General features: G+C 48.5%; 15 protein-coding genes and 1 riboswitch. Of the genes, 12 read left to right on the top strand and 3 right to left on the bottom strand.

The annotated features are described in order from the left end of the window. The first annotated feature begins 20 nt into the window (after positions 1–20). A riboswitch (FMN riboswitch) is annotated at positions 21–162 on the top strand. Between the two features lie 152 nt (positions 163–314). The 10 genes from ribD to EDC33_RS06490 all read left to right on the top strand — a co-directional run bounded on the left by ribD (position 315) and on the right by EDC33_RS06490 (position 8960). Further along, positions 315–1349, top strand: coding sequence for a bifunctional diaminohydroxyphosphoribosylaminopyrimidine deaminase/5-amino-6-(5-phosphoribosylamino)uracil reductase RibD (gene ribD, locus EDC33_RS06535; RefSeq protein ID WP_229716605.1), 1035 nt, complete (start codon positions 315–317; stop codon positions 1347–1349). A 5-nt stretch (positions 1350–1354) separates the two neighbouring features. After that, positions 1355–1996 (top strand): riboflavin synthase, encoded by a 642-nt coding sequence (locus EDC33_RS06530; RefSeq protein WP_124010564.1) that lies wholly within the window; start codon positions 1355–1357, stop codon positions 1994–1996. Next, positions 1989–3161, top strand: coding sequence for a 3,4-dihydroxy-2-butanone-4-phosphate synthase (gene ribB / locus EDC33_RS06525; protein ID WP_124010563.1), 1173 nt, complete (start codon positions 1989–1991; stop codon positions 3159–3161). Before EDC33_RS06530 ends, ribB begins: the two co-directional genes overlap by 8 nt. A 13-nt stretch (positions 3162–3174) precedes the next feature. Continuing rightward, entirely contained in the window at positions 3175–3639 is a 465-nt protein-coding gene (gene ribH / locus EDC33_RS06520; protein WP_094906708.1) for a 6,7-dimethyl-8-ribityllumazine synthase, read from the top strand. Between the two features lie 137 nt (positions 3640–3776). Beyond that, positions 3777–4187 carry a FixH family protein gene (locus EDC33_RS06515; protein WP_124010562.1) on the top strand — a complete coding sequence of 137 codons (411 nt, stop codon included), beginning with the start codon at positions 3777–3779 and terminating at the stop codon, positions 4185–4187. 92 nt (positions 4188–4279) lie between these two features. Further along, positions 4280–4957 (top strand): SDR family NAD(P)-dependent oxidoreductase, encoded by a 678-nt coding sequence (locus EDC33_RS06510; RefSeq protein ID WP_124010561.1) that lies wholly within the window; start codon positions 4280–4282, stop codon positions 4955–4957. A gap of 142 nt (positions 4958–5099) precedes the next feature. Further along, positions 5100–6068 carry an ABC transporter permease gene (locus EDC33_RS06505; protein ID WP_124010560.1) on the top strand — a complete coding sequence of 323 codons (969 nt, stop codon included), beginning with the start codon at positions 5100–5102 and terminating at the stop codon, positions 6066–6068. Continuing rightward, on the top strand, positions 6061–7020 hold the full coding sequence (locus EDC33_RS06500) for an iron chelate uptake ABC transporter family permease subunit (RefSeq protein WP_124010559.1): 960 nt from the start codon (positions 6061–6063) through the stop codon (positions 7018–7020). Before EDC33_RS06505 ends, EDC33_RS06500 begins: the two co-directional genes overlap by 8 nt. Beyond that, positions 7017–7826 (top strand): iron ABC transporter ATP-binding protein, encoded by an 810-nt coding sequence (locus EDC33_RS06495; RefSeq protein ID WP_124010558.1) that lies wholly within the window; start codon positions 7017–7019, stop codon positions 7824–7826. The genes EDC33_RS06500 and EDC33_RS06495 overlap by 4 nt, the downstream gene beginning before the upstream one ends. 132 nt (positions 7827–7958) lie before the next feature. Then, positions 7959–8960 carry a siderophore ABC transporter substrate-binding protein gene (locus EDC33_RS06490; protein ID WP_170156367.1) on the top strand — a complete coding sequence of 334 codons (1002 nt, stop codon included), beginning with the start codon at positions 7959–7961 and terminating at the stop codon, positions 8958–8960. Between the two features lie 44 nt (positions 8961–9004). Here EDC33_RS06490 and murB read toward each other — a convergent pair whose 3' ends face one another. After that, a complete protein-coding gene (murB, locus tag EDC33_RS06485; RefSeq protein ID WP_124010557.1) occupies positions 9005–9946 on the bottom strand; it encodes a UDP-N-acetylmuramate dehydrogenase in 942 nt (313 codons plus the stop codon). A 167-nt stretch (positions 9947–10113) separates the two neighbouring features. Here murB and EDC33_RS06480 point away from each other — a divergent pair, with 167 nt between their 5' ends. After that, positions 10114–11013 carry an EMYY motif lipoprotein gene (locus EDC33_RS06480; RefSeq protein WP_124010556.1) on the top strand — a complete coding sequence of 300 codons (900 nt, stop codon included), beginning with the start codon at positions 10114–10116 and terminating at the stop codon, positions 11011–11013. 8 nt (positions 11014–11021) lie between these two features. Here EDC33_RS06480 and EDC33_RS06475 read toward each other — a convergent pair whose 3' ends face one another. Continuing rightward, positions 11022–11264: a hypothetical protein gene (locus EDC33_RS06475; protein ID WP_094906699.1), complete on the bottom strand. Its 243-nt coding sequence runs from the start codon at positions 11262–11264 to the stop codon at positions 11022–11024. Between the two features lie 103 nt (positions 11265–11367). Between EDC33_RS06475 and ytxJ the strand changes: the two genes are divergently transcribed. After that, positions 11368–11688, top strand: a complete 321-nt coding sequence (gene ytxJ / locus EDC33_RS06470) for a bacillithiol system redox-active protein YtxJ (RefSeq protein ID WP_094906698.1) — start codon at positions 11368–11370, stop codon at positions 11686–11688. A gap of 32 nt (positions 11689–11720) precedes the next feature. On the opposite strand, the gene gdpS is transcribed toward ytxJ, so the two are convergent. Further along, a complete protein-coding gene (gdpS, locus tag EDC33_RS06465) occupies positions 11721–12767 on the bottom strand; it encodes a GGDEF domain-containing protein GdpS (RefSeq protein WP_094906697.1) in 1047 nt (348 codons plus the stop codon). Positions 12768–12786 lie beyond the last annotated feature (19 nt).

Genomic DNA, 12786 nt, shown 5'->3' with positions numbered 1-12786 from the left:
AGTTTTTCAACTGAATACAATCATTCTTTCGGGGCAGGGTGAAATTCCCAACCGGCGGTAAAGCTTTATAGCAAGCCCGCGACCTGCATCGTCTTTGACGATGTGGCTGATCCAGTGGAAGTCTGGAGCCGACAGTGAGAGTCTGGATGGGAGAAAGAATTGCAGAGCCTATTATGGAGATGGGGCTATTTGTCATACCTTCATACAGTAGTGCTTATTCAGCATTGCCAGCAATGCTTATTTCTGCATATATTTTTACAGCGCCGATGGATATTTCTATTCATTGGCGCTTTTTATGTTCAGGAGGGAAAAACTTGAATCGATATATGAAGATGGCGTTCGATCTGGCCCGCATGACAGTGGGACAGACGGGGAAGAACCCTGCAGTGGGCGCCGTCATAGTCAAAGAAGGAAAAGTGATCGGCATGGGGGCACACCTCGGCTACGGCAAACCTCATGCAGAGCGGCAGGCACTGTCGAGCTGCAGTGAGGACCCGGCGGGCGCAGACATCTATGTCACACTGGAGCCGTGTTCCCATTATGGGAAGACACCGCCGTGCACTGAAGCAATCATGGAAGCCGGCCTCAGCAACATCCATTACGGGGCCAAGGATCTGAACCCGGAGGTGAGCGGCCATCAAGTGCTTGCTGATGCTGGGCTGAATGTATTTCACCAGCCGGATGAAGCGATCGATCAGCTCTATGCACCTTTCTTCAGTCATCTGGAACGGCATCGGCCGAATGTGACTCTGAAATGTGCAATGAGCCTGGATGGCAAACTTGCACTCGATGATGGGACAAGCACATGGATCACAGGTGAAGCGGCACGGGCTGATGTCCATCAGGAGCGGCATGTCCACGATGCGATACTTGTCGGTGGCGGCACACTTCTCCATGATGATCCGATGCTCACCGCAAGGATCGAAGGCGGTGGCGCATCACCGGTGCCGGTGGTGATGGCCGGAGGTCATGTACTGCCGGATGGGATGAAGATATTTGAGCATCCGGAACGGGCGATCATCTATACGACGAATGAAGCAAACTTGAAGCATGATGGAAAATGCGAAGTGAGGGTGGGGGAATGGTCCCCCGAAGCCATACTGGACGACCTTTATGGCAAAGGCATTTCATCCCTCTTTGTGGAAGGGGGCGCGCGCGTCCTGACTGCCTTCATAAAAGAAGGACTATACGACCGGATATTGACTTACGTTGCCCCGAAGATATTTGGTGAATCAAGACACACACTATATAAGGAACAGCTTGCTTCGATGGAAGCGGCGGTTCAGCTTGAGATGGTTGATGTTGAAAAGCTCGGGTCCGACCTTAAATTAACTTACAGAAAGGCTTGAGCATAATGTTTACAGGAATTATCGAACAGATCGGCGAAGTGAAGAAAGCGGCGGATACAGGAGAACATACGGTGTTTGAAATATTTACAGGGACATTCGATGACCTGAAACTTGGAGATTCGGTCAGTGTGAACGGAACATGCCTGACAGTGACCGGGATTGATGCGGACAGCTTCACTGTCGAGATGGTCAATGAAACGAAGCGTATAACGAGCCTCGACAAGATCGAAGCGGGAATGCCCGTCAATCTCGAGCGGGCATTGACACTGTCCACACGGCTCGGCGGTCATATCGTCTCCGGCCATGTCGACGGCACCGGTGAAATCACTTCCGTCAATGATGATGGCAGTGCGCTTGTCATGCATATCGCATGCCCTTCATCATTGATGAAATATATGGTGAAGAAAGGATCTGTCGCAGTGGATGGCATCAGCCTGACATTGTTCGACGTCGATCTGGAAGCGTCTGAAATCATCCTCAACCTGGTTCCGGAGACCCAGGAACGGACAACGCTTGCACAAAAGGGCGCGGGCGACCGGGTCAATATCGAAGCGGATATGCTGATGAAGCACGTGGACCATCTGCTCCACTCAGGAGGCACCTTGAATATCGGGGCGCTCGAAGAAGTGGGTGACCGCCATGTTTGATACGATAGAATCTGCAGTTGAAGATCTGAAGCAGGGGAAACTGATCATTGTGGTGGATGATGAGGATCGTGAAAATGAAGGGGATCTGGTAGGTATCGCAGAGTATATTACAGCCGATGAAGTGAACTTCATGGCCACCCATGGCCGCGGCCTGATCTGTACGCCGCTGACCGGTGAAATTGCAGAAAAGGCCGGGCTCTCCCCGATGGTGAACAACAACAGAGATCCCCATGGGACGGCTTTTACGGCCTCCATCGACCATGTCTCCACGACGACCGGCATCAGTGCCCATGAACGGTATGATACGATCCGTGCGCTGACGGAGGGAGGGGTTAAGCCTTCTGATTTCAACGCCCCCGGCCATATATTTCCGCTGGTGGCAAAGGATGGCGGAGTGCTTGAACGCATGGGACACACCGAAGCATCGACGGATCTGGCCCGCCTGTCAGGGGCGGTGCCGGTTGGAGTAATATGTGAAATCATGAATGATGACGGCACGATGGCGCGTGTGGACGACCTTGAAATCTACAAGGAGAAGCATGACCTCAAAATGATAACGATAGAAGATCTGAAGCGGCACATGCAGAAATTCACAGGCGTCACCCTGGAAAGTACCGTCCAGCTGCCGACGGACTATGGCCGGTTCAAGATGTACGGATTCGTAGACAATGACACGGGCAAGGAACATCTTGCGCTTGTACACGGCGAACTGAAGAACAACATGACAGTGAGGATCCACTCCGAATGCCTGACCGGGGATGTCTTCCACAGTCAGCGCTGCGATTGTGGAGAACAGCTGGAACGTGCGATGCGCATCATAAACGACCAGGATGGCATCATCCTGTATATGAGGCAGGAAGGCCGGGGGATCGGTCTGATCAACAAGCTCAAAGCCTATGAACTGATCGAGCAGGGCTATGATACGGTAAGTGCAAACGAGCATCTCGGTTTTGATGCCGACTTGAGGAAATACGATGTTGCTGCGGATATGCTCCACCAGCTCGGGCTGGATGAGGTGACACTGCTCAGCAACAACCCAAGAAAAATCAGGGGGCTCGAAGAGGAAGGCATCAAGGTGAACCGGCAGAGCCACATTGTTCAGGCGAATGTCGTCAACCAGGATTATTTGAAGACCAAAAAGGAAAAACTCGGACATCTGCTCTAGGAGGCAAAATTATATGAATAGAATAGACACAAAATTGATCGGTACAGACCTTAAGATTGCCATTGTGGCCGGAAGGTTCAATGACTTCATCACATCCCAGCTCGTCAGCGGAGCAGAAGGGGCGCTCGTCAGCCACGATGTCGATACTGAAGACATCGACCTCATCTATGTGCCGGGTGCATTTGAAATCCCGCTTGCAGCCAAGACGCTGGCGGAGTCGGGGAATTATGACGCAGTGGTGGCGCTCGGCTGTGTCATCCGCGGCAGTACGACGCATTATGACTATGTCTGCAATGAGGCCGCCAAGGGCATTTCCCAGGCGGGGCTCACTACAGGTGTCCCCGTCATGTTCGGCATCATCACCACTGAAAATATCGAGCAGGCAATCGAGCGTGCAGGCACCAAGGCCGGGAACAAAGGTGCGGAAACTGCAACCGGCGCCATAGAAATGGCCAACCTCATGAAAAAGATACGATGATCAGGAAGCCGATGAAAATCGGCTTTTTGTCATTTTTCCGACACAATGCTTTCAAACAAATGACAATTAGGGTGTAAACGTGCTGTCCTTTTCCGTGCTATGATTTCATATATAGATTTATAAAAGGAGCAATAACCATGAAATCGAAATTTATGATGTTTGCAATGATGCTCAGTCTGGCACTTCTCACGGCCTGCGGCAATGGTGGGGAGACTGAGGCTGAAATGAACCATGACAACCCAGGCGAGGATGAAGTGCATGCACTTGAAGTCGACCTGGAAGTGCCGGAGACTGCAGAAGCCGGCGATACAGTCGAATTCAGCGCCCACGTGCATTCAAATGGCGAGGATATCACGGATGCGGACAAAGTGATGTACGAAGTACTGTCTGGCGAGGAGAGCCTGGAAAATATTGAAGCGCAGCATGACGCGGATGGGGTGTACACCATGGAGTATACATTCGAAGAAGCGGGTACCTATACGGTCATTTCACATGTCGACGCAATGCAACTGCATACTATGCCACAAGCCGAGATCACTGTAGAGTAGACCGGTTCCTCATGCAGATACTGCTGTTTGTAAAGTGGCCTCTTAAGGTTTACAATATATATAGATTGGAAGCTTGAAATCAGGAGGAAACCATGAATTTGCAGGATAAAACTTATATCGTATCGAGTGCTGTCACACCGCTCGGCAAGGAACTGTCCATGCATCTGGCAGAGCAGGGTGCAAATGTCATTCTTGCAGGGCTTGAACACGTGGAGCTGGACAATCTTCTGAAGGCGCTCCAGGAGCGTTCGGAAGGCAATCATAAGGTGGTCCTTCTGGAGCAATCTAAGGAGATCGACTGGGTGGCTACCGTCGAGGAAATACAGCAGGATTATAATACATTGAATGGAATCATACTCGTCCATACCATATTTACAGAAAACCGTTCCGTATATGATGTGTCGTTTGATGAGTTCAACCAGGTGATGTATGAGCATGTATGGGGCACCTATCTCGGCATACGTACATTGCGGCCCATGCTGAAGGATGAGCGGGACGCCAAGATCATCAATGTCATCGAACCATCCTTTGAAGATGTCTTCGAACGGAACCTGTACTATACGGTGACCGGGGCCATCGAGGCACTCACACATTCCACTGCTGCAGAGCTTAGGAAGGAGGATGTCGATGTGTATGCACTCAGCTACCGTCCTTCCATCAGATATGAGGAATCACCGGAACGCTCGAATTCCGAGGCCATCAACACGGTCATGTCCATCCTTTCAGGCTCGGAAGAGGCGCCGAACGGCAACACCATCATCATCAACTGATACTAAAACACGCCATCTGATGTTCAATTGGATGGCTTTATTTTTTATCTGAATCGTGTAAACGCTTGAAAATAACAGCTTTCAGTGTATAATTGTAACTGTGATTATCGGTGATAATCATTATCAATTAAGGTGGATTAATATGATACATAAACTATTCAGACTGGACATCATGATTATATTATTGGTCGTGCTATCAATTATTTCGATGTTTGTGGGCGTCGTCGACCTTGCTCCTGGTGATCTTTTCAACTTGACCGACAACCAGAAGAACATCATCATGGAGAGCCGGTTTCCAAGGACCATCGCCATCATCATCGCAGGTGCATCACTCAGTGTGTGTGGCCTGATCATGCAGCAGCTGACCCGCAACAAATTTGTTTCTCCCACCACTGCGGGTACGATGGATTGGGCACGGCTCGGCATATTGATCGCACTGATGTTCTTCCCGACGGCGAGCCTTCTTGTGAAACTGCTCTTCGCTTCGGCATTGAGCCTGGCAGGTACACTGCTGTTCATGCAGATTATACAGCGTGTACAGTTCAAGGATGTGGTATTCGTTCCACTCATCGGGCTGATGCTAGGGAATGTGGTCTCCAGCGTGGCGACCTTCCTCAGCCTGAGGACGAATTCGGTCCAGTCCCTATCAAGCTGGCTGCAGGGGGATTTTTCGATCATCATCTCCGGCCGGTATGAAGTCCTATACATAAGCATTCCATTCCTGATCATTGCACTTCTGTATGCCAATCAATTTACGATTGCGGGAATGGGACAGGATTTTTCAAAGAATCTTGGGCTCAACTACAAAAGGGTCATAAACATAGGTCTGCTTATTACTGCAGTGATTACAGCGCTTGTAGTCGTTACTGTGGGAATGCTGCCATTCCTTGGTCTGATCATTCCGAATATCATTTCCATATTTCAGGGGGATCACCTGAAGAATACGATTCTTCAAACAGCAGTACTTGGGGCAGTGTTCGTAATGATATGTGATATTCTTGGACGTGTGATCATCTTTCCGTACGAAATTTCAATCGGGCTGATGATCGGTGTCATAGGAAGTTTCATCTTCTTGATCATGATATTCAGGAGGGTGAAATCAAATGCATAATGGAAAGAACAACCGCCTGCTTCTCATATTGACGATTGTGACGTTGGCGATTGCAGGGTTCTATGTCCTCTATCAGTTGAATTTCGACATACTGTTCTATCAGCTTCCTTCCCGGGTCAACCGGGTGGTGACGATGCTGATCGTAGGCATAGCGATTGCGATTTCGACAGTCATCTTCCAGACGATCACGAAAAACCGCATTCTGACCCCATCAATCATGGGGCTTGATTCGGTCTATCTGTTCATACAGACCATCATCGTATTCATAGTAGGGACCAATTCCCCGCTGCTCACCAATGATTTCGTCAACTATCTGGTCAGCATGTTCGGGCTTGTGATCTTTACAGTCCTGGTATTCAAGTATCTTTTCAAGCTTACCGGCAGCCATGTATTCCTGCTGCTCCTGATCGGCATCATATTGGGCACGTTCTTCAACAGCCTGTCGACGTTCATGCAGATGCTGATCAATCCGGACGATTTCCTGATCCTGCAGAATTCGATGTTCGCATCATTCAATGCCATCAATGATTCCCTGATCTGGATCACCGGTGCAATCGTCCTCCTCATGCTGATCATAGTACTCAGGGACTTCCATTCCCTGGACGTGATTGCATTAGGACGGGATCATGCGATAAACTTGGGTATAAACTACGATAGAAAAGTTTCCCAGCTTCTGCTCATCATTGCGGTTCTGGTATCGGTATCGACCGCACTCGTAGGGCCGATCATGTTCCTCGGCCTGCTTGTTGTCAACCTGGCGCATGAAATGTTCAAAACGTTCAAACACCGCTACCTGCTCCTCGGGAGTACGCTGCTTGCAGTGATTACGTTACTCCTCGGTCAGATGCTGACCCAGTACGTATTCAACCAGGCGGTTGAGATCAGTGTAATCATCAACCTTGTCGGCGGTGTGTACTTCATCATATTAATGCTTAAGGAGAGTCGAAGATGATCGATCTTAAAGGTATATCAAAAATTTACGGCCAAAAGAAAGTAGTCAATGACGTATCCGTTTCAATTGCCAAAGGGAAAGTCACTTCCTTCATCGGACCGAATGGCGCCGGCAAGAGTACGCTGCTGTCCATGATCACACGCCTGCTCGACCAGGACAGTGGAGAGGTGCTGCTGGAAGGGAAGAACATCCTTCAGGCACCAAGTGATGCCCTTGCCAAGAAGATTGCCATCCTGAAGCAGTCCAACCACATGGATCTGAAGATCACGGTACGTGAACTGATCAGTTTCGGCCGGTTCCCCTATTCAAAGGGAAGGCTGAACGAAAGGGACCACGAAATCATCGATGAGGCGATCAGCTACATGGAACTTGAGGAATATGAAGAGCGCTATATCGATGAACTTTCCGGCGGCCAGAGGCAGCGTGTATACATTGCCATGACGATTGCCCAGGATACTGAATACATCTTCCTCGATGAACCGCTCAACAATCTTGACATGAAGCACTCCGTGCAGATCATGCAGATCTTGAGGAGGCTCGTGAGGGAACGCAATAAGACGATCATCATCGTCATCCATGACATTAATTTCGCTTCCTGCTATTCCGATAACATCGTTGCAATGAAAGACGGGAAAGTGGCAGTCAGCGGCAAGAAGGATGATGTCATCAAGAAGGAAATCCTTGAGGACATATACGAAATGGACATCAATATAGAGTGCATCTATGGACAGCAGATATGCGTGTACTTCGACGAGCATCAAGATGCTTCGGTGGATGATTTCATCGAAGACCAGGTACGGGCATAGTATATGTGAGGCGTATGCATTTAAGGAGGTGATGGGGACTTATCGGATATATGGATGTTTTTAGTGGGGGCTGAAAACACTAATTGGAAAGAGGAATGGAAAATGAAGAAATTTTACTTATTGTTTACTGTAATGGTACTCATGGTCCTTGCAGCATGTGGAAATGGAGAAAGTACCTCTGAAAGTGAAGCGTCAGAATCGGAAGGGCAGGAAACTGTTGAAGTGGAAAACCAGTTCACGATTTCCGATGAAGCTGCAGAAGGAGAAGAAGCAAGTGAAGAAGTTTCGGAAACTGTGGAAGTGCCGGTGAATCCGGAAAAAGTCGCAGTATTCGACTATGGTGCACTTTCCACAATCCATGAACTCGGCGAGGCGGACAGCGTCGTCGGACTGCCTAAAGGACAAAGTGCAAGCACACTGCCTGATGAACTTGAAGCGTTTCAGGGAGATGAGTACGCAAACCTCGGTACACTGAAAGATCCGGACTTCGAAAAGATTGCTGAACTGCAGCCTGAGGTCATCATGATTTCAGGACGTCAGGCGACTTCCGCAATGATTGATGAGTTTGAGAAAGCGGCACCGGATGCCCAAGTGCTCTATGTCGCACCTTCGAATGAAAATTATTTCGAAGAAGTCAAACATTATACACAGATGATCGGGGACATCTACGACAAATCTTCAGAAGCTGAGTCACTGAATGCAGATCTTGACAGCAAGATAGAGGAAGTGAAGCAGAAAGTGACGGATACAGATGAAACGATGCTGTTCGTCATGGCAAATGAAGGTGAACTTTCAGCACACGGACCAGGTGGACGTTACGGATTCCTTTTTGAAGACCTTGGATTTGAACCGGTAGATGAGGAAATCTCGACTACAAGGCATGGCCAGGCCATCAGTTACGAATATATCAATGATAGGAACCCAGGCATCATCCTTGCCCTCGACAGGGGAAGCGCCATTGGTGGAGAGTCCTCCTCCAGCACAGTCCTTGACAATAATGTCATACAGGATGTGGACGCGATCAAGAACGACAGGGTTGTCGACCTCGACGCAAAACTCTGGTACCTCGCTTCAGGCGGTGTGATGACGACAATCGGCCAGCTTGAAGAAATCGAGCAGGCTCTGGAGCAATAAAAAGAAAGACCCATCATTTGATGGGTCTTTTATTATACGGAACGTCACTTGTAGGGTTCCACCTGCTTATGGGCAGGTTCACCGATGATGCGCACTTCGCGGTTCAGGGTGACACCGAAAAGGTTGAAGACCCTTTTCTGCACATGTTCAATCAGGGCTTCATAGTCACCTGCTGTGCCGCCATCCACATTGACCATGAAGCCGGCATGCTTTTTCGAAACTTCGACGCCACCGATACGGTAGCCCTGAAGGCCAGCCTCCTGGATCAGTTTACCTGCAAAATTGCCGGGCGGCCTCTGGAAGACACTCCCGCATGAGGGGTACTCGAGAGGTTGTTTGGTTGACCGGCGTTCCGTCAGGTCATCCATCATTTTCTGAATCTCATCCAGTTTCCCGGGTTTCAGTCTGAACTTGGCTTCGACCACAGCATAGTCGTTTTCCTGGACCATGCTTTTCCTGTATTCGAGTCCCAGCTCGTCATTCCTCAAAGTGATTCTTCTGCCGGTTTCATCCAAAACGGTGACCTCGAGGAGGCAGTCCTTGATTTCGCCGCCATAGGCACCTGCATTCATATAGACGGCGCCCCCGACACTCCCGGGGATGCCACAGGCAAACTCCATACCGGTCAGCGAGAGGTCCCTTGCATAGTTGGAGACGTCAATGATGGCGCGTCCGCTGCCTACTGTAATGATGTCATCCGACTCGAATAAATAATTCAACTCGAGCAGGTTCAATACAATGCCGCGGATCCCGCCATCCCTTATGATGATGTTGGAGCCATTGCCAAGATAAGTTACAGGAATATTATTACTGTAACTGTACTGGAGGACGCGGGAGGCGTCTTCGATATCATGGACGGTGATGTAGAAGTCTGCAGGACCTCCGGTTTCCGTATATGTATATTTTTTTAAGGGTTCATATGTTTTTATTTCTGAATGATCTAATAGAGACCTTAAGTCTTCTTCGATTTGAGTATGGTTCACCATAACTTTTCCTTTCAAGAGAAAATACTTATCACCATTATAAGGCAATATCCCCCGGTTTGCCAATCCAATATCCATTCCATTGTTATGATTCATCATGTGTGCTATATTTTGTTTAGCAATTGGAGCAGAGGCCGCCTCACTATAACAATATGAAAGTGTGACCTTCCGTGCATAATAAAAAAATTTCAATTATAGTATCCATGGTGCTGGGTATCCTCCTGTTGGCGGGCTGCACTTCCAGTTTCCAGGCGGATGTCGAAAGTTATATGGCAAGCATGGATGATGTGCATGTGCTTGATTCCGAATATGACGAGAAGATGAGTCAGCTGGAAATCGGTGATCTGCCCGAAACGCTCTCTCCCAGAAACGAGGAGATTGATATGGAAAGGCTTGCTTCCCTGATTGAAACGCTGGATGAGGAGATCATGCCCATTGTCTCGGAGATGAAAGAGGCAGTGGCAGGCATCGAAGTCTCAAATGAGGAACTGGCGGAAATCCATGAATCGTACCTTGAGAGCCTGGAGCTGAAGGGGACCTTCGTCCAGCAGCTGAGTGACTATACAGAAACGTATTATATGTCCGTCCGTTCCAATGAGTCGCTCATCCAACTGAGCCAGACCTTCATGGAAAACCAGGAGGAGAGGGATGCAGTGATAGATTCGATCAGCGATGAAGCTGAGACGGAAGAGATGGATGCAATCGTCACCCAGATCAATGAAAATAGCACGGCGCTCGAAGAAGAGGCCGAGATGCTGCAGCAGGATGAATCCAGGGCGGAGAAGATGGAGCATATCGATGAAGTCATGCTCCCCCTCATTAACGAACATATACAATCACTGAATGAAATGAACCTCGAGACCGATAAGGGAGTACGTGTCCGCAGCCTCACCCTTGAGATGTACTATGGTTTTGAAAAGTACTACGAAGAGCGCAAGAACACGATGCAGTACAATGAACAGCTCCAGGAACTGCAGCTGCAGAATATACTCCCATTAAGGGAGACTTATCAGCAGCTGGATCAGGAGTATTATGATCAGCTCAACGAAATAGAGAGCGAACTGTCATAGTTCGCTCTCTATTTATCTTCCCCTTTACCCGACTGCTGCCTATGCATCGGATGGTTCGGGTCCTTTTCAATTTTGGAGATGAAGACGTTCCTCAGGATCACGGTTGTAATCCAGAATGCAAATACAGCCAGAAGAATGATGGATACGGCTCTGTTGTTCTCGAAATCGAGCATGAACAGCAGAACGACTATCAGCAGGGCTGCATTGATGGTATCCAGGAAGGTCCATCTTTTAAGTGGTTTATTATTCATGTGAATCCTCCAATCAAAGTCATTATAACACAGCAAAGAATGGTATTTGCTAAATGAAGCAATAAATGATAAGTTATTAACAGTTTAATGAGAAGGTGATGAAATGCTAACAAAAACAACATCGGTTGAAGCTTTTCAAAAGTTGTTGCAGGATAATAAAGATTTCTTTTTTATGAAGCATAGCAGTACATGTCCGATTTCGGCTGGTGCCTTCGACGAATTCCAGAAATTCCATTATGAAAGGGATATGGATGGATACTACCTGGTCGTTCAGGACCATCGGAACCTATCCAATTATATCGCTGAACATTTTGATATCAAACATGAATCTCCCCAGGCTTTCTATTTTGAGGGTGGAAAGTTGAAGTGGAGTGGCTCACATCATAACATTACACTTAAAAACCTTTCCTCGGTAGAAGACTAGCACCAGGGTTGCGATATGCAATCCTGGTTTTTTTATAATGGATTGAACATGACGCGGTTCTGCCCCTGTTTTTTTGCAGCGTGTACCATATCGTCCGCTTCCTTGAGCAGCCTTCCCTTCGTATTGGGGACGACAACCTGGTATCCGACACCAATCGATACGGTCAGGTGTACCGTGTCCGTATCGCTTATATGGAAGTTTGCACGCTCGACGCTGTTGCGGATTGCTTCGGCCAGCCTGACCGTCCTATCGAAGGATAGATCCGGTATGACCATGGAAAACTCTTCTCCACTGCTTCTGAATAGCATCCCGCCTGTCGGGGCATGGTTGTTCAGAAGGTGCGCCATCTGTCTAATCAGTGCATCCCCTGAAGCGTGGCTGTGTTCATCATTGATCAGACTGAAATTATCGATGTCGATGAGCAGCATGCTGAGTGTATCACTCTCCTCCAGAAGTTCGACGACAGCGTTGTCCAGCGCCTTGACATTTCCCAGCTGGGTGAGGAAATCCTTATATTCCTCCTCCTCATAGCGTTTAAGGAGCCTTAGGATTGCATTGATGTCCTCGTACATCATCATTGCAACGAACATCACGAGGGTGCTCGCCAGGATGAAGACGATCATCTGGAACGCAGTGAGTGGCTGTACGAAGATGTGGATGCTGATGACATAGAGTGAAGTGAAGATGATGCTTGCTGCAGTCAGCTCCTTCAACTTCTGGAATTTCAGGAAAGGCAGTATCATCATGATCAGTATATAGAGGATGAAGAATATGAGGTAGAGCTGCCAGTCGAAGTTGAATATCATATGGTGGAACATGAAGACGATCAGCACCGAAACGATGATCAGGTAGGGGACGCTGTACTTGACGAGAATCAGCAATGGAATGAAATAAAGGCTGAAGACCATATCATACATATGTATCGGCACCATCAGCAGCAGTACGGACAGGGTGGTCATCAGCAGCGCCTGAAAGATGTCCGAATCGATGAATCTGCGGTCTTCCAGGTACTGGAGCCGGTGGAACAGGTATATGCCGGTGATGGTGATTGAAATATTCAGTACGAAATCGATGAGCATATACTTGTCCTCCCTTCCA

It is taken from the genome of Salinicoccus roseus (assembly GCF_003814515.1).
GTDB classification, from domain to species: Bacteria; Bacillota; Bacilli; order Staphylococcales; family Salinicoccaceae; genus Salinicoccus; species Salinicoccus roseus.
Note: the sequence above shows the minus strand (reverse complement) of the source record. Positions and strands in the feature narration are given on the sequence as shown.

What these genes read in the sequence shown, in the direction of transcription:
- gdpS (WP_094906697.1), bottom strand. Translation starts at nt 12,767, where the DNA reads ATGCTCATCGATTTCGTACTGAATATTTCAATCACCATCACCGGCATA.
- EDC33_RS06490 (WP_170156367.1), top strand. Translation starts at nt 7,959, where the DNA reads ATGGTACTCATGGTCCTTGCAGCATGTGGAAATGGAGAAAGTACCTCT.
- murB (WP_124010557.1), bottom strand. Translation starts at nt 9,946, where the DNA reads ATGGTGAACCATACTCAAATCGAAGAAGACTTAAGGTCTCTATTAGAT.
- ytxJ (WP_094906698.1), top strand. Translation starts at nt 11,368, where the DNA reads ATGCTAACAAAAACAACATCGGTTGAAGCTTTTCAAAAGTTGTTGCAG.
- EDC33_RS06475 (WP_094906699.1), bottom strand. Translation starts at nt 11,264, where the DNA reads ATGAATAATAAACCACTTAAAAGATGGACCTTCCTGGATACCATCAAT.
- EDC33_RS06530 (WP_124010564.1), top strand. Translation starts at nt 1,355, where the DNA reads ATGTTTACAGGAATTATCGAACAGATCGGCGAAGTGAAGAAAGCGGCG.
- ribH (WP_094906708.1), top strand. Translation starts at nt 3,175, where the DNA reads ATGAATAGAATAGACACAAAATTGATCGGTACAGACCTTAAGATTGCC.
- EDC33_RS06505 (WP_124010560.1), top strand. Translation starts at nt 5,100, where the DNA reads ATGATACATAAACTATTCAGACTGGACATCATGATTATATTATTGGTC.
- EDC33_RS06510 (WP_124010561.1), top strand. Translation starts at nt 4,280, where the DNA reads ATGAATTTGCAGGATAAAACTTATATCGTATCGAGTGCTGTCACACCG.
- ribB (WP_124010563.1), top strand. Translation starts at nt 1,989, where the DNA reads ATGTTTGATACGATAGAATCTGCAGTTGAAGATCTGAAGCAGGGGAAA.
- EDC33_RS06500 (WP_124010559.1), top strand. Translation starts at nt 6,061, where the DNA reads ATGCATAATGGAAAGAACAACCGCCTGCTTCTCATATTGACGATTGTG.
- EDC33_RS06515 (WP_124010562.1), top strand. Translation starts at nt 3,777, where the DNA reads ATGAAATCGAAATTTATGATGTTTGCAATGATGCTCAGTCTGGCACTT.
- EDC33_RS06495 (WP_124010558.1), top strand. Translation starts at nt 7,017, where the DNA reads ATGATCGATCTTAAAGGTATATCAAAAATTTACGGCCAAAAGAAAGTA.